This window comes from Agromyces tropicus (assembly GCF_039531345.1).
Classification (GTDB): domain Bacteria; phylum Actinomycetota; class Actinomycetes; order Actinomycetales; family Microbacteriaceae; genus Agromyces; species Agromyces tropicus.
On record NZ_BAAAPW010000002.1, the window covers coordinates 405,153 to 421,118 of the forward strand.

Consider the following 15,966-nt stretch of genomic DNA (forward strand, 5'->3'; position numbering starts at 1 on the left):
CTGTCGAGTCGAGCCGTGGCATCCAGGGACTCGATCCGGTCGATGACGACGTTCCTCGCCGGCATGCAGGCCGCCGCCGACGACCCGGATGCCCTCGACTTCACGTTCGGCAACCCGCACGAACCGGCCCTGCCCGGCCTGGTCGACGCGATGCGCGCACAGCTCGAGCCGCGATCCGTCGACTGGTTCGCCTACAAGACCAGCGAGCGCGAGGCGCAGGAGGCCGTCGCGGCGGGACTGCGCGGGGAACTGGGCCTGGACTTCGAGCCCGAGGACATCGCGATGACGCAGGGCGCCTTCGGCGCCATCCAGCTCGCCTTCGCGCTGCTCGCCGATGCCGGCGACGAAGTCGTCATCCCGGTGCCCGGCTGGTTCTGCTACGCGCCGATGCTGCACGCGGCCGACCTCGTGCCGGTCGGCGCCCCGCTCGCACCGGTCGACTTCAGCCTCGACGTGGAGGAGATCGAGCGCGCGATCACGCCGCGCACGCGCATCGTCGTCGTGAACTCGCCGGCGAACCCGACCGGTCGCGTCTACCCGAAGGAGACGTGGGACGCGCTCGCGCAGGTCCTCGACGACGCATCGCGGCGGCACGGGCGTCGCATCTGGCTGCTCTCGGACGAGCCCTATCGCCGCATCCGCTTCGACGGCATCGGGTTCGCGAGCCCGGCCGGCTCCTACCCCTGGACCGTCGTCGACTACAGCTACGGCAAGGTGCTGCTCGCCCCGGGCCAGCGGCTGGGATACCTCGCCATCTCCCCGCTGCTCGAACCGGCCGAGCGCACGACCCTGCGGGAGGCGGCCACGCCACTGCAGCTGGCGATCGGGTGGGGCTTCCCCGACGCGCTCATGCAGTACTCGGTGCCGGCGCTCGAGCACGTCTCGATCGACGTCTCGGAACTCTCACGCAGGCGCGACCGCATGTACGGCGCGTTGCACGGGGCCGGGTACACGCTGACGAAGCCCGAGGGCACGTTCTACCTGTGGGGGCGCGCGCCCGGCGGCGACGGGGCGGCGTTCTGCGCGGCCCTCGCGGAACGCGGGGTCCACCTCATGCCCGGCACCCTGTTCGACCAGCCCGCCCACTTCCGGATCTCGCTGACCGCGACGATGGAGACGATCGAGCGCGCGCTGCCGATGCTCGTCGACGCAGCCTAGGGCCGACGTCGTCCGCCGCGGGTCGCACGCCCCGCGGGCCGGCCCGGCCGGCGAGCAGCGGGTCGGTGCCACGCCCTCGTCAGCGCATGCCGCGGAACCGCGCTGCGCCGACGATGAGCGCCAGCGCGCCGCCGATCGCCGAGACCAGCGGCACCGCGGCCACCGCGAGGGCGATCGTATTCGGCCGGAAGCGCAGGCCGTCCGGACCGTTGATGTAGGCACCGATCGGCACGGAGAACCCGCCGCCGCCACCGCCGCTGCCCTCACCGTGGCCTGCGACGGCCCTGCCGGCCTCGGGCATCTCGCCCGACCCCTCACCGCCGCCGAAGCCGAACACGACGAATGCGACGGGCACCGCCTCCTGGCCGTCGATGCTCGTCTTGTCGCCGTAGGCGACGCGTGCGCCCCACGAGGGGACCGATTCCGCAAGGTTCTCGATGAGCTTCCCCATGCGAACGACGGTACGCGCGAACGCGTCGGATCGACAGGTCGTCGGGCGATCCGATCGGTGCGGGCTCATCCGAACGTGAAGGAGTACGCCGTCACCCCTGCCGAGACCTCGACGACGAGTTCGCCGTCGCGGACGTCGCCACCCTGGTGCACGGGGTACGAGCGCGGCACGCCGTCGACGTCGATCCGGCGCGTCTCGTCGCCCTCGCGCACGACGAGGGTGCCCGTGCCGGAGACGACCATGCGGACCTCCGCGGCGGTGTAGCGCAGCCGGACGGCGCCGTCGGCGACGGGCGCGATCGACTGGGTGTCGAGCGACCACTCCCCATCGAGCGCGAAGGAGTCCTGGGGCTGGTGCTCGGGCAGCGTGAACGCGCTCGTGGATCGACGGTAGGGCTCGTCGCCGGCGAAGTTCACCTGCTTGGTCGTCCCGAGGAAGGTCTCGGGCGTGAGCGCGCCCGCCGACGGCGTCTCGTCGGCGACGTCGGTCGGCTCGGGGAGCGCGACGCCGGGGTCGGACGCGCGCAGCAGCTCGCGGATCAGCCGCTCGGTGCGGTCGTAGTGGCCCTCGCCGAATGCGACGTGCCGGACGGTGCCGTCGGCGTCGATGAGGTAGTGCGCCGGCCAGTAGCGGTTGCGGTAGTTCGTCCAGGTCGACAGCGAGTCGTCGAGGGCGACGGGGTACTCGATGCCGAACGACTCGGCCCCCGCCGCGACGTTCCGGGCCTCCTTCTCGAAGGCGTACTCGGGCGAGTGGACTCCGATGACGGTGAGCCCGGCGTCGCGGTACGCCTCGTCCCACGCGACGACGTGCGGGATGGAGCGCTGGCAGTTGATGCACGAGTAGGCCCAGAAGTCGACGAGCACGACGCGGCCGCGCAGGTCGTCGAGGTCGATCGACTCGCCGCCGGGCGTGTTGAGCCAGCTCGAGATGCCGCGGATCGACGGTGCGGGACCGCACGACTCGAGTTCCGCCGCGCCGTTCGTGCACTCCGAGAGCAGGCGGTTCTCGTCGTTCACGAGCCCGCCGAGGTCGAGCGCTTCGGCGACCTCGTCGGAGCCTGCGAGCTCGCGCTGCAGGTCGGCCGTGTAGTCGGGCACGAGCCGCTGGAGGAGCTGCGGCAGGTTGAACGCGAGCCCGACGGCGAGGGCGATCATCACGACGCCGCCCGCGAGCCGGATGCCGCGCTGCCGGCGCCGGAACGCCGCGAGCCGCTCCGCCATCCCGCGCCCCGCCAGGGCGAACGCGAGCAGCGGTGCTGCGGCTCCGACCGCGAACGACGCGGTGAGCACGATGGTCTCGACGCCGATGCGGCCCGTCGACCCGGCGACGGTGATCGCGGCGAGCACCGGGCCGGCGCAGGGCACGTAGACGGTGCCGAGCGCGAGCCCGAGCCCGAAGCCGCCCCGGTCGGTGCCGACCTCGCGCCGCGGGATGCGCGAGAAGGGCGCCTCGAGCAGCTCCTGGAAGCGGGGCACGATGAGCCCGATGCCGATGAGCACGAGCACGACGATCCCGGCCCAGCGCAGCACGTCCTGCGGAAGGCCGAGGAGGCTGAGCAGCAGCGAGCCGACGAGCGTCACGACGGTGAAGCTCACCACGAGCCCGGCGATCACCAGGTAGGGGCGCCATCCGCTCGCACGCGTCCCGTCGCCGTCCTCCGGTCGTGCGCCCTGGGCGCCGCCGGAGAGCAGGATGACGGGCAGCACGGGCAGGATGCACGGCGAGATGCCGGTGATCAGCCCACCGGCCAGTCCGATCAGGGCGAGAGCGAGCACGGGACCTCCTCGGTCGTGGATTCGATCGGGGTTCGGAGCGGCACCCGGGATCCGATTGGTCGGGATCGGCAGCGCACCCTGGTCGGAATCGGGGCAAACCGACCCGGCGAGGGCGCCGAACCCCACCTGACGGCCCGACGGGGCCGACGAACCGAAAGGGGAGATCCATGCGATCCATGCGCAGCATCCGTTCCGCCGGGACGGCGCTCTCGATCACGGCCGTCCTCGCGCTGGGCCTGACGGCCTGCAGCAGCGGCGGCGGCGGCGAGGCGTCCGACACCATGACCGATGAGCCGACGATGAGCGAGGAGGCCGAGTCGATGGAGGCGGACCCGGCCGCCGACCTCGTGGGGCCGGGCTGCGCCGCCTACGCCGAGGCGGTGCCCGACGGGCCCGGCTCGGTGGTCGGGATGTCGCAGGACCCCGTCGCCGTCGCGGCATCCAACAATCCGCTGCTGACGACGCTCGTGGCGGCGGTGTCGGGCGGGCTGAACCCCGACGTCGACCTCGTCGACACGCTGAACGGCGACGAGTTCACGGTGTTCGCGCCGGTCGACGACGCGTTCGCCCAGATCGACCCGGCGACGATCGAGGCGCTGAAGACCGACTCCGAGACGCTCACCTCGATCCTGACCTACCACGTGGTGCCGGGGCAGCTCTCGCCGGACGAGGTCGTGGGCGCGCAGACGACCGTCCAGGGCGGCACCGTCGAGGTCACCGGCTCGGGGGACGACCTCATGGTCGGCGATGCCGAGGTGATCTGCGGCGGCGTGCACACCGCGAACGCGACGGTCTACCTGATCGACGGCGTGCTGATGCCCATGTGACGCAGGACCCGCTCCGAGGGCGGCGCCGACGGGTATGGAGGACCGTGCCGGTCGGCGCCGCCGTGCCGTTTCCGGGGCGCGTGCGTGTCAGGCGACGTCGCCGGGCGAGCCCGACAGGTCGCGCAGGACGGCCCGGCCCACGCGATCTCCGGACACGAGGGCCCCCTGGATCGACGCGGTGTCCCGGTGGTCGCCGGCGACGTAGCGGCCGTCACCCAGCCGGACCGGCAGCCGGGTCCGCAGCGGCGGGAGCTGCGCGGGCAGGGCGTCGTGCAGGTCGTCGCGTCGGAGCAGCCGCCAGCCGGAGGCATCCGTCGACCAGACCTCGGAGAGCTGCCGGCGCACGTCGGCCTCCTGCGGCGCGGCGGCCGGATCGGTGCGGGCAGCGGGCGGGAGCAGGGCCGTGGCCGCGACGAGATGGCGCCCCGGCGGTGCGGCCCGCGGAACGGTGTGCGAGAGCACCACGGCGTTCACGACCGGGCCGCGCCGGCGGCCGTCCACGGAGAGCATCGCCGACGCCGTCGGCGGATCGTCGGCCGCGAACCACCAGGTCTGCAGCCCGCGGGTGGCCGGGGCCGGCACGTCCAGGAGGCCGGCGACGGCCTCGGGACCGACGGCGACGACGACGGCGGATGCTGCGATGCGCCCGCCGTCGGCGAGGCGGATGTGGCGTCGGCCCGTCGGCCCGCGTGCTCCGATCCGCTCGACGACCGTCCCCGTGCGTACGACGGCTCCCGCCCCGCGCGCCGCGTCGGCGAGCTGCGCCGGGAGCGCCCCGATGCCCGCGGCGGGCAGGCCCGGCGACCCGAGCGCGAACATCCGCATCAGCAGGCGGGCGAAGGCGTCCGACGTTTCGCCTCGGTCGTCGGCGAGGACCCCGGCGAGGAACGGTTCGAGCACCTCGGTCCGCAGCGGTCCGCGCAGCCCGGCGCGGTCCCAGGCCTCGCTGAGCGTGCGATCCGGGCCCGCGACGACCGTTCGCGGCCGGACCAGCACCGGCGCGAGCCAGCGCGACAGCGCGACGAGGTCGCGTGGCGCGACCAGCCCGCTGCCCAGGGTGCGGGGCAGCTCGCCGGGATGACGCAGCGGGTGCGCGAGCCGGACGAGCCGGCCGTCTCGCCGGACCTGCACGCCGACCGGGAAGTGCCGGAGGTCGAGCGCGTCGACGTCGACCCAGCGTCGCACTGCGGGGTAGGCGGGATTGAGCACCTGGAACCCGCGATCGAGCCGGAAGCCGTCGACCTCGTCGGTGCGCTGCCGCCCGCCGACGACGTCGGCCGCCTCGAGCACGGTCACGGCGAGGCCGGAGGCCGCGATCCGGGCGGCGCAGCGGAGGCCGGCGAGCCCCGCGCCGACGACGACGACGTCGGTCTCGTCGGTCGTGCTCGACCCCACCTCGATGCTCCCCTCGCGGCCGCGCTCAGCCGAGCAGCTCGCGCGAGACCTCGCCGATCGCGCGGTCGAGGATCTCGACGCCGAGGTCGATCTCATCCTCGCTCGAGGTCAGGGGCGGCGCGATTCGGAACGTGCCGCCCATGCCGCGCAGCTGCACGACGTTCATGTGCAGCCCGAGTTCGAGGCAGCGTCGCGTGACGCCGGCGCCGAGCTCGTCGGAGCCCTCCTTCGTCTCCCGGTCGAGCACGAGTTCGACGCCCTGCAGCAGCCCGCGCCCGCGCACGTCGCCGACGACCGCGTGCCGGTCCTGCAGGTCGAGGAGCCCGGTGCGAAGGCGGTCGCCGAGCACGCGCGCCCGCTCGTCCATCCGGTCGCGTTCGAGCACGTCGAGCACGGTGTTGCCGACCGCCGCCACGAGCGGGTCGGAGACGTGGGTCGTGAAGAACAGGAAGCCCCGGTCGGCGGCCTCGGCCTCGATCTCGGCGCTCGTGACGACGGCGGCGAGCGGCAGGCCGGCGCCGAGGGTCTTCGAGAGGGTGAGGAGGTCGGGCACGACGCCGTCGCGCTCGAACGCGTACCAGGTGCCCGTGCGGCACATGCCCGTCTGCGCCTCGTCGAGGATCAGCAGCATCCCCCGCTCGCGGCACTTCTCCTGGAGGGCGGCGAGGTAGCCGACCGGCGGCTCGATGATGCCGCCCGAGCTCAGGATGGGCTCGACGATGCAGGCCGCGAGGCTGCCGACCGACTGCGCGTCCACGAGCGCGAACGCGTGGTCGAGCTGCTTCCGCCAGTCGAACGCGCCGTCGGGCGTCGTGAAGTCCGGGCGGTAGGCGTTCGGCGTGGGGATGGCGAAGTTGCCGGGCGCCGTCGGCCCGTAGCCCTTCCGGCCCGAGCTGTAGGTGGCGCCTGCGGCGGCGGCCGTCATGCCGTGCCACGATCCGGCGAACGAGACGATCTCGTGCCGGCCGGTGACGAGCTTCGCCATCCGGATCGCCGCCTCGTTCGACTCGGCGCCGGTGGTGAGCAGGAGCACCTTCTCGAGCGGGTCGGGCAGCGAGTCGGCGAGGCGTCGCGCGAGGTCGACGACCGGGCGCGAGAGCATGCCGCTGAAGAGGTGGTCGAGCGTCGCCACCTGCCGTTGCACGGTCGCGACGATGTCGGGGTGGGCGTGGCCGAGGATCGAGCTCATCTGGCCGGACGTGAAGTCGAGCAGGCGACGCCCGTCCTCCGTCTCGATCCAGCTGCCCTCGGCGCGCGTGATGATCTCGGGCGTGAACCGGGCGCCGTAGCGGACGAGGTGGCGGTCGGCGTCCGACCAGAACGACTCCGCCGAGGCGGCGTCGGTGGATCGGGAGGATGCGGCGAGCGACATGACGTGACGCTAACGCACCGGCCTCGCGGCATCCAGAGCCGGCTCCGAACCGTGCGCTTGTGTCCCGCCGGATCACGGCCTACCATGACTCCGCGCGATAATAGAAAGTCCCATTCGATTATCGAACGCGCAGACTCGCACCACAACGACGTGAGGAGCACCACGTGCAGTTCCACCACCACGGCTACGTGTCCGGCGATCCCCGGGTGAAGCCCGCTGCCGGCGTCGGCATCGACCGCCCCGAGGAACTGCCCGACGAGATCGATGTGCTCGTGGTCGGCTCGGGCCCGGCCGGCATGCTGCTCGGCGCGCAGCTCTCGCAGTACCCCGACGTCGTCGCCCGCGTGATCGAACGCCGCGACGGGCGACTCGTGCTCGGCCAGGCCGACGGCATCCAGCCGCGCAGCGTCGAGACGTTCCAGGCGTTCGGGTTCGCCGAGCGCATCATCGCCGAGGCCTACAACATCGGCTACATGAACTTCTGGGGACCCGACCCGGCCGACCCGACGAAGATCATCCGCACCTCCCGCACCGAGGACTACGGGTTCAAGATCAGCGAGTTCCCGCACCTCATCGTCAACCAGGCGCGCGTGCTGGACTACTTCGCCGAAGCCGCCGCCAACGGGCCGGGGCGGATCGTGCCCGACTACGGCGTCGAGTTCGCCGGCCTCACCGTGCACGACGAGGGCTCCGACGCTGCGGGCGAGTACCCCGTCGAAGTGCACCTGCGCTACGCCGCCGGGGAGCGCCAGGGCGAGGAGCGCACCGTGCGCGCCAAGTACGTCGTGGGCAGCGACGGCGCCCGCAGCGGCGTCCGCGAGGCGATCGGCCGCAAGCACGTCGGAGGCATCTCGGCGCACGCCTGGGGAGTCATGGACGTGGTCGTGAACACCGACTTCCCCGACTGGCGCACGAAGTGCGCGATCAACTCCGCCGCGGGCAACATCCTGCACATCCCCCGCGAGGGCGGGTACCTCTGCCGCATGTACATCGACCTCGGCGAGGTGGCCGACGACGACCACCACGAGGTGCGCAAGACGCCGATCGAGACGATCATCGCCAAGGCGAACGACATCCTGAACCCGTACACGCTCGACGTGCGCAACGTCGCCTGGTTCAGCGTCTACGAGGTCGGCCATCGGGTCACCGACCACTTCGACGACCGCGACGAGGGGGCGGATGTCGCTCCGCGGGTGTTCCTCACCGGTGACGCGTGCCACACGCACAGCGCGAAGGCCGGGCAGGGCATGAACGTCTCGATGCAGGACGGGTTCAACCTGGGGTGGAAGCTCGGCTCGGTCGTCACCGGCCTGGCACCCGCCGACCTGCTCGCGACCTACTCGTCGGAACGGCAGCCGGTCGCGCAGCAGCTGATCGACTTCGACCGCGAGTGGTCCTCGCTCATGGCGCGCAAGCCGGAGGAGATCTCGGATCCGCAGGAACTGGCGCAGCACTACCTCGGCACCGCCGAGTTCCCGTCGGGATTCATGACGCACTACGGCCCGTCGATGATCACCGGCGACGCGGAGCATCAGGCGCTCGCCACCGGGTTCCCGATCGGCATGCGCTTCAAGTCCTCGCCGGTGTCGCTCGTGTGCGACGGGAACGCCGTGCACCTCGGCCACCACGCGCGGGCCGACGGACGGTGGCGGATCTACGCGTTCGCGGACGCGCCCGCGGCCGGCGAGGCATCCGCTCTCGCGGACTGGGCCGAGTGGATGTCGTCGCCCGATGCCCCGCCGGCGCGGTACACGCCGGACGGGGTCGACGTCGACGCCGTGTTCGACGTCAAGGTCGTCTACCAGCAGCCGCACGAGGGCGTCGACATCATGGCCGCGCCGGAGGTGTTCCGGCCGAGGACCGGACCGCTCGCGCTCATGGACTGGGAGAAGGTGTTCGCGGCCGGGCCGAGCGTGTGGTGCCCCACCGACATCTTCGACGAGCGGGGCATCTCACGCGACGGCGTCGTCGTCGTGGTGCGGCCCGACCAGTACGTTGCGCACGTCCTGCCCCTGACGGCGACCGACGAACTCGCCGCGTTCTTCGCGCAGCACCTGCTGCCGCAGCGCGCGGCGGCGGAGGCCTCGGCCGACGCGACCGTCGGAGGCGACCTGGTCAGCCGCTGACCGCGGGTTCGGCCGGGAGCGGTGGCCCCGTGGCCGAACGCGGTGCGCTCAGGCCCCGTAGCTGCGGGACACCGCGCGCGCCGCGGCGGCCAGTCGCGCCGCGATCTCGTCCTCGGGCCGGGGCATCGAGACGTGGATGACCGCGATGGCCGCGGGAGGCTGCCCGGGGAGCGTCAGCGGGACGGCCACCGATCGCAGCGAGGGTACGACCTCGTCGTGGCTGAGCGCGTATCCGCGTGCGCGAGACTCGGCGATCTCGGCGCGCAGGTCCTCGGGCACGTCGACCGGCCACGAGCTCTCGGGCATGGCGAGCAGGATCGCCTTGCCCGGACCGCCCCTCGTGATCGGATGCCGGTGCCCCGGCCGGTACGAGACCACCGTCATCGTCTGGCGGGGCGCCGCGCTGAGCAGGGTCACCGCCTCCTCGTTGTCGGCGAGCACGGCGATGAGGCAGGTCATGCCGAGCTCGTTCGCGACTTCGGTGAGCTCGGGGAGGGCGACCTGCTGCAGGTCGCGGGCGACACCCGCCGCGAGGGCCGCGAGTCCGGTGCCGAGCGCGAGCCGCCCGCTGGCGTCGCGAGTCACGAGCGTGTGCTCCTCGAGCGTGCGGACGAGCCGGTAGGCGACCGATCGATGGACCCCGAGCCCGGCGGCGACCTCGTCGATCGTGAGGTTGCGGTCGGCGTCGGCGAGCACCTCCAGCACGCGGATGCCGCGGCTGAGCGTCTGCGAACCCGTCGGCGCGGCCGGCTTCGGTGCGTCCACGGTGGTCCTCCGTCGCGTCTCGAGCCCGAGCGGATGCCACGGGCGCTCGGTCGATAGTAGAACGCGACGCACGGAATCCGAACAACCGCCGGGGTCCAAGGACTAGGCTCGCTCGCGTGAGCGGGTTCTCACGCGAGGAGGCGGCCGAGCGCGCCGGGGTCGACGTGCCCTACGTCGACCGCTTGGTGCGGCTCGGCATCGTCGCGCCCGACCGCGACCGGTTCTCGGAGGGCGACGTGCGCCGCGTGCTCATGGCGCAGTCCCTCGAGGACGCCGCGATCCCGCTCGAGCGACTCGCCGCCGCCATCGAGCACGGCGCGCTCTCGCTCGGGTTCTTCGACGCGGAGGCCTACGAGCGCTTCGCGCCGCTGTCCGGCGAGACCTTCCAGCAGGTGAGCGAGCGCACCGGGGTGCCGCTCGACCTCCTGACGACGATCCGGGAGGCGATCGGATCGCCGCTGCCGTCGCCCGACGACCTGGTGCGCGAGGACGAGATGGCCGTCGTGCCGTTCCTCGAACTGCAGATCGCCGAGGGCTTCCGCCCGTCGGCCATCGAGCGCCTGCTCCGCGTCCAGGGCGACAGCACGCGCCGGTTGGCGGAGGCCGAGGGCGCGTGGTGGAACTCCGAGGTCGTCGAGCCGGCGATGGCGGCCGGCAGCTCGCCCGACGAGATCGCCAATCCGGAGTTCGCCGATCGAAGCGCGCCGCTCGCCGAGCGGGCGATGCTCGGGCTCTACCACGCCCAGCAGGCGCGGGCGTGGACGGCCAACATCATCGAGGGCTTCGAGGTCCTGATGGCGCGGGCCGGCATCCACAGCCACCTCGAGCGCCCTCCGGCGATCTGCTTCTTCGACATCACGGGCTACACGCGGCTCACGCAGGAGCGCGGCGACGAGGCCGCGGCCGACCTGGCGGCCACGCTCGCGCGGCTCGTGCAGCGGGGATCGGTGCGGTACGGCGGCAAGCCCATCAAGTGGCTGGGCGACGGCGTCATGTTCCACTTCCGGGATCCCGGTCCGGCCGTTCGCGCCGGGCTGGAGATGGTCGACGAGCTGACGACCGCCGGCCTGCCGCCGGCCCACGTCGGCCTGCACACGGGACCGGTCCTCTTCCAGCAGGGCGACTACTTCGGCCAGACCGTGAACCTCGCGTCGCGCATCGCCGACTACGCGCGACCGGGCGAGGTGCTCGTGACGGAGGCGGTCGCCGAGGCCGGCGGTGAGGAGGGCATCGTCTTCCGCGACGTCGGCCCGGCCGAGCTCAAGGGCGTCTCCGAGTCGATGCACCTGTTCCGGGCCGAGTTCGCCTGACCACCCCGGATGCCGAGGAGGGAGCGACCATGGACGAGCCGCACGCGGACGCGGACGTCGGCGTCGTCGCGGACCGGGGCGACCGTCGCCCGGCCGTGCCGGGTGCGCCGGCGCTCGGCACCGCGATGCTCGTCGGCGCCGTCTGCGGGCTCGCCTGGGCGGCGGCGTTCCGCGGGTGGATGGCGTCCATCGCCGGCGGCGCCTCCGCATTCGGCTGGGCGGGCACGTTCCTGGCCGTGCTGCTGCCCGGCGTCGTCGCGGGCGGCCTGCTCGGCCTCGCGGAAGCGATCCGTCGACGGGGCGGCCGGCCGCACTGGCGATGGCTCGCGCTCGCGCCGCTCGCGTTCGCGGTGGCCCCGCTGCTCCTGCCCGGTGCGATCGAGGCCCTCCTGACGCAGGCGCTCGGGGGCGGGGCGATCGCCGTGCCGCTCGCCGCCATCGCCGGCGGGTTCGCCCTGTCCGGGCGCGGATCGCTCTGGGCGCGGATCCCGCTCGGCGTGCTCGCGGTCGCGTTCGCCGGTGCGCTCGTCGCGACGACGGCGGTCGTCGGCGGCATCCGCTTCTCGCTCGACCAGCCGCGCGGGGCCTGGGCGGCGACCCTCGCCGCGTCGGCGTTCGCGGTGCTCGCGCTGGCCGCGTCGATCCCGTTCCGCCGGGTGGTCGGCGTCGCGGCGCCCGGCGCCGGGCGTGGGTAGCATCGCCGGAGGACGAGCGGTGCCCCGCGGCATCCGTCCGATCGAAGGGGGTGGGGGGCGTTGCTCGAGGTCGTCGCCGCATCGGCTGCGGACGATCCGCTGACGTCGGTCATGGGCGTGATCCAGGTGGTCCTGGAGTACGTCGGCACCATCGCGTTCGCGATCTCCGGTGCGGTCGCGGCGGGACGCAAGCGCATGGACCTCGTCGGGGTCGTCGTGCTCGCCTGCCTCGTCGCCGTCGGCGGCGGCACGCTCCGCGACGTCCTCGTCGGCAACCTCCCCGTGTTCTGGGTGCGCAACCCCACCTACCTGCTCGTCGCGATCCTCACTGCGATCGCCGTCGTCGCGCTCACCCGAACCCGCGCCCTCGACGTGCTCCAGCGCTTCCACGTGATCCAGGTCTCGGATGCCGCGGGCATGGCCGTGTTCGTCGTCACCGGCACGAACGTGGCGCTGGCCGCCGGCGCGAGCGACATCAGCGCGGCGATCATCGGCGTGCTCTCCGGGGTCGGCGGCGGCATCATCCGCGACATCCTCGCCGACGAGGTCCCGGACGTGCTGCGGAGCGGCCAGTTCTACGCGACCGCCGCGCTCGCGGGTGCCGCGGTGTACGTGGGCCTGCTCGCGCTCGACGTCGACCCGCTCCTGGTCTTCTGGATCCCGATCGTCCTCATCCTGGTGATCCGGCTGGTCTCGCTGCGCTTCGGGTGGGGCGTGCCGACGTTCTCGTACGGAGCACCGGACGACGGAGCGGGCCCCGTGGGAGGGGCGGAGCGCGGCGGGAGCGGCTGAGCGGCCGGCCTTGGTCCGGCGAACCTACCCGAGGCTTCGGACGATGTCCACGACCTCGTCGAGCGCATACCCGTTCCTGCGCGCGAGTTCGACGAGTTCGCGGGCCTTGTGGAGCACCGCCCCGCGCTCGGGGCTCGCGGCGACCGAGACGCCCCGGCCGCGACGGAACTCGAGCAGGCCCTCGTCGCGGAGCAGGCGGAGCGCGCGCAGGACCGTGTTCGTGTTGACCTCGAGCACCGCCGCGAGGTCCTTGGCGGGCGGGAGCCGCTCACCCGGCTTCGCCTCGCCCTCGGCGATCGCTCGCCGGATCTGCCCGGCGACCTGCTCGTAGAAGTCGGTCGGGTCGTGTCGATCGATCTTGACGGGTCGCATGATGCTAGTCATACTATCTTCATGTAGTGAATGGAGCAACGCATGTCGCTCACTGCTCCCCCGCACCGTACCGAAGGCGCCCGACGCGTCGACGATGCCGCCGAAGCCCTCATCGGGGAGGCACGGCGGCTCGCCCGGCGGCGGCGACTCGCGCTCGCATCCGCGGCGGCCGCGGCCGCGGTCGTGGCGTCGGTGATCGTCGCGACGGCGATCGGGCTCGCCAGGTGGTCCGCGTCCACTGTGGCGCCGGACGCCGGGGCCGCCGGCGCCGGCGCCGGTGCGGCAGCCGGACTCGGTTCGGGTGAGCTGGTCGCCTCGATGTGGACGCACCACAGCGTGACCGACGACCCGGACACCTGGGCGTACGTGTTCGACGACGGTCGACTCGTCAGCCGGACCATCAGCACCGGATGGTCCGAGCGACGCCTCTCGACGGCCGGCGTAGAGGCTGTGCGGACCGCCTTCGGCGCGTCGGGGCTCTTCGATCCCGAGCACCCGGTGCCCACCGGCGAACCGGAGCACTGGTCGATGGCCTCGCTCCAGCTCCGCGTGGGTGACACGCTCGTGCTCGTGCGGCGATCGGTGGGCGACGGAGCCCGGACGCTGGGCTTCGACCGGTTGGCCCGAGTGCTCGACGAGCCCGAGTACTGGCTCTCCGCGGAGGCCTGGGTCCAGGTCGAACCCGTGCCCTATCGACCGGCGGAGTACGAGTTCTGCCCCGACGCCCTTGAGGAATCCGGTACGGTCGGCGCCGCCGAATCGACCAGGGCGTTGTCACGCGCGGCTCGCGACATCCTCGAGGCGGCCCCGCCGATGACGGCACCGTCGCCGGGGACCGATCTCGCGGCCGAGTACGGCGACTTCCCCGTCGCGCGGCCAGGCTGCTACCGCCTCGCCGCAACGGACGCCGCCGTGGTCGCCGACGCGTTGGTCGCGGCCGCATGGCCGGACGTCGCCGATCGACCCGGGAAGTACCGAGACGGCGCGGCGCTCCTCGCCGACACCTCCGGAAACGTCGCGCTCCGGCTGCCCATCCCCGGCCGTGCATTCACCGACTACGAGTTCCTGCCCGTGCTTCCGCACGGCGTCGTGGAGTGCGCCTGCCTGAGCTGACGGTTCGCGCTGGGGAGAGCGGGCGAACGGGCCCGCCTTCCGCTCCGCGAAAGAACCGCCGGAGTTTCGACGCTCCGAGCCGCCGAAACGTGGAGTCCTCGCCGTCCGGCGACATAGGGTGATCGCGTGCAGCAGCGTCGCGGCTCCGGACCCCACCGGACGACGGGCTCGCACGAACCCGTCCACGAGGTGCCGCCTCGCCCGACCATCGGTCGGCGCGGCGAGAAGGAGTACGCATGACGCGCATCGGCGTCGTCACCGAGCCCGGCTCGGAGACCCGGGTCGCCGCCACGCCGGCGACCGTGAAGCAGTTGATCGCACTCGGCTACGAGGTCGTCGTCGAGTCGGGCGCGGGTGCTCGGTCCTCGTTCCTCGACGACGCCTACGCCGAGGCCGGCGCGCGGATCGTGCCCCGCTCGGAGGCGTTCGCGAGCCCGATCGTGCTGAAGGTGCTCCAGCCGACGCCGGAGGAGATCGCGATGCTCGCGCCGGGCACGACCCTGATCGGCCTGCTCAGCCCTGCGCTCCGCCCCGACCTGGTCGAGGCACTGTCGGCGCGCGGGGTCACGGCGCTCGCGCTCGACGCGGTGCCGCGGATCTCACGGGCGCAGTCGATGGACGTGCTGAGCTCGATGGCGAACATCGCCGGCTATCGTGCGGTCGTCGAGGCCGCGCACGAGTTCGGTCGCTTCTTCACCGGCCAGGTCACCGCCGCGGGCAAGGTGCCGCCGGCGAAGGTGCTCGTCGCCGGCGCGGGCGTCGCGGGCCTGGCCGCGATCGGCGCGGCCTCCAGCCTCGGCGCGATCGTGCGGGCGACCGACCCGCGACCCGAGGTCGCCGACCAGGTCAAGTCGATCGGCGGCGAGTACCTGAAGGTCGAGGTCGAGGTCGAGCAGTCCACCGACGGGTACGCGAAGGCGACGAGCGAGGCCTACGACCGCCGGGCGGCGGAGATCTACTCCGAGCAGGCGGCCGACGTCGACATCATCATCACCACCGCGCTGATCCCGGGCCGGCCCGCCCCGCGGCTCATCACGGCGGCGGACGTCGCGAGCATGAAGCCGGGCAGCGTCATCGTCGACATGGCGGCGGGCCAGGGCGGCAACGTCGAGGGCTCCGTCGCGGGCGAGCGGGTCGTCACGCCGAACGGCGTGATCATCCTCGGCTACACCGACCTGGCGTCCCGCCTGCCCGCGCAGGCGTCGCAGCTCTACGGCACGAACCTCGTGAACCTCGTCAAGCTGCTCACGCCCGGAAAGGACGGCGCGCTCCTCATCGACTTCGACGACGTCGTGCAGCGCGCGGTGACCATCGTCCGCGACGGCGAGACGACGTGGCCGCCTCCGCCCGTCCAGGTCTCGGCGGCGCCCGCGCCCGGCGCGGCGGCGGCAGCGGGTGCCGCGGCATCCGCCCCGGCGAAGACGTCGCGCACGCTCACGGCCGGCGGCCGCACCGCGCTCATCGCCACCGGCATCGTCGCCCTCTTCGTGGTCAACGCGATCGCGCCGCCGCCGCTCCCCCAGCACTTCACGGTGCTCGCGCTCGCGATCGTGATCGGCTTCTACGTCATCGGCAAGGTGGCGCACGCGCTGCACACTCCGCTCATGAGCGTGACGAACGCGATCTCGGGCATCATCGTCGTCGGCGCGATCGTGCAGGTCACGAGCGACGTCCCGATCGTGCAGGTGCTCTCGGCCGTGGCCATCCTGCTGGCGAGCATCAACATCTTCGGCGGCTTCAGTGTCACCCGGCGCATGCTCGGCATGTTCGCCAAGGGCGACCGAGCGACGAACTGACCCGACGAGAACGTCA

At 72.9% G+C, this 15,966-nt stretch carries 14 protein-coding genes; 8 read left to right on the forward strand and 6 right to left on the reverse strand.

The features are described 5' to 3' along the window. The first annotated feature begins 15 nt into the window (after positions 1-15). On the forward strand, positions 16-1,158 hold the full coding sequence (locus ABD230_RS07645; RefSeq protein WP_344371313.1) for an aminotransferase class I/II-fold pyridoxal phosphate-dependent enzyme: 1,143 nt from the start codon (positions 16-18) through the stop codon (positions 1,156-1,158). Between the two features lie 79 nt (positions 1,159-1,237). Here the strand turns inward: ABD230_RS07645 and ABD230_RS07650 are convergent, their stop codons facing one another. Together ABD230_RS07650 and ABD230_RS07655 are read right to left on the reverse strand one after the other, a co-directional pair. After that, positions 1,238-1,609 carry a hypothetical protein gene (locus tag ABD230_RS07650; protein ID WP_344371318.1) on the reverse strand — a complete coding sequence of 124 codons (372 nt, stop codon included), beginning with the start codon at positions 1,607-1,609 and terminating at the stop codon, positions 1,238-1,240. A 65-nt stretch (positions 1,610-1,674) separates the two neighbouring features. After that, on the reverse strand, positions 1,675-3,387 hold the full coding sequence (locus ABD230_RS07655) for a cytochrome c biogenesis protein CcdA (RefSeq protein ID WP_344371320.1): 1,713 nt from the start codon (positions 3,385-3,387) through the stop codon (positions 1,675-1,677). A gap of 167 nt (positions 3,388-3,554) precedes the next feature. Between ABD230_RS07655 and ABD230_RS07660 the strand changes: the two genes are divergently transcribed. Then, positions 3,555-4,214 (forward strand): fasciclin domain-containing protein, encoded by a 660-nt coding sequence (locus ABD230_RS07660; protein ID WP_425546202.1) that lies wholly within the window; start codon positions 3,555-3,557, stop codon positions 4,212-4,214. Positions 4,215-4,301: 87 nt separating this feature from the next. Here ABD230_RS07660 and ABD230_RS07665 read toward each other — a convergent pair whose 3' ends face one another. Both ABD230_RS07665 and ABD230_RS07670 read right to left on the reverse strand, forming a co-directional pair. Beyond that, positions 4,302-5,609 carry an FAD-dependent oxidoreductase gene (locus ABD230_RS07665; RefSeq protein WP_344371324.1) on the reverse strand — a complete coding sequence of 436 codons (1,308 nt, stop codon included), beginning with the start codon at positions 5,607-5,609 and terminating at the stop codon, positions 4,302-4,304. Between the two features lie 25 nt (positions 5,610-5,634). Then, a complete protein-coding gene (locus ABD230_RS07670; protein ID WP_344371327.1) occupies positions 5,635-6,981 on the reverse strand; it encodes an aspartate aminotransferase family protein in 1,347 nt (448 codons plus the stop codon). Positions 6,982-7,145: 164 nt separating this feature from the next. On the opposite strand from ABD230_RS07670, the gene ABD230_RS07675 reads away from it, so the two are divergent. Continuing rightward, the gene (locus ABD230_RS07675; protein WP_344371329.1) at positions 7,146-9,107 is read left to right on the forward strand and encodes an FAD-dependent monooxygenase; all 1,962 of its coding nucleotides are present in this window, start codon (positions 7,146-7,148) and stop codon (positions 9,105-9,107) included. Between the two features lie 48 nt (positions 9,108-9,155). Here ABD230_RS07675 and ABD230_RS07680 read toward each other — a convergent pair whose 3' ends face one another. Next, the gene (locus tag ABD230_RS07680) at positions 9,156-9,872 is read right to left on the reverse strand and encodes an IclR family transcriptional regulator (protein WP_344371331.1); all 717 of its coding nucleotides are present in this window, start codon (positions 9,870-9,872) and stop codon (positions 9,156-9,158) included. Between the two features lie 116 nt (positions 9,873-9,988). Between ABD230_RS07680 and ABD230_RS07685 the strand changes: the two genes are divergently transcribed. The 3 genes from ABD230_RS07685 to ABD230_RS07695 are packed head-to-tail and all read left to right on the forward strand — an operon-like array spanning position 9,989 to position 12,669. Further along, positions 9,989-11,182 (forward strand): adenylate/guanylate cyclase domain-containing protein, encoded by a 1,194-nt coding sequence (locus tag ABD230_RS07685; RefSeq protein ID WP_344371333.1) that lies wholly within the window; start codon positions 9,989-9,991, stop codon positions 11,180-11,182. Positions 11,183-11,211: 29 nt separating this feature from the next. Beyond that, a complete protein-coding gene (locus tag ABD230_RS07690; protein ID WP_344371336.1) occupies positions 11,212-11,877 on the forward strand; it encodes a hypothetical protein in 666 nt (221 codons plus the stop codon). Between the two features lie 60 nt (positions 11,878-11,937). Next, the gene (locus ABD230_RS07695) at positions 11,938-12,669 is read left to right on the forward strand and encodes a trimeric intracellular cation channel family protein (RefSeq protein ID WP_344371338.1); all 732 of its coding nucleotides are present in this window, start codon (positions 11,938-11,940) and stop codon (positions 12,667-12,669) included. Positions 12,670-12,693: 24 nt separating this feature from the next. On the opposite strand, the gene ABD230_RS07700 is transcribed toward ABD230_RS07695, so the two are convergent. Next, on the reverse strand, positions 12,694-13,053 hold the full coding sequence (locus tag ABD230_RS07700) for a GntR family transcriptional regulator (RefSeq protein WP_344371342.1): 360 nt from the start codon (positions 13,051-13,053) through the stop codon (positions 12,694-12,696). A 30-nt stretch (positions 13,054-13,083) separates the two neighbouring features. Between ABD230_RS07700 and ABD230_RS07705 the strand changes: the two genes are divergently transcribed. Next, positions 13,084-14,154: a hypothetical protein gene (locus ABD230_RS07705; RefSeq protein WP_344371346.1), complete on the forward strand. Its 1,071-nt coding sequence runs from the start codon at positions 13,084-13,086 to the stop codon at positions 14,152-14,154. Positions 14,155-14,390: 236 nt separating this feature from the next. Beyond that, positions 14,391-15,950 carry a Re/Si-specific NAD(P)(+) transhydrogenase subunit alpha gene (locus tag ABD230_RS07710; RefSeq protein ID WP_344371350.1) on the forward strand — a complete coding sequence of 520 codons (1,560 nt, stop codon included), beginning with the start codon at positions 14,391-14,393 and terminating at the stop codon, positions 15,948-15,950. Positions 15,951-15,966: the final 16 nt, after the last annotated feature.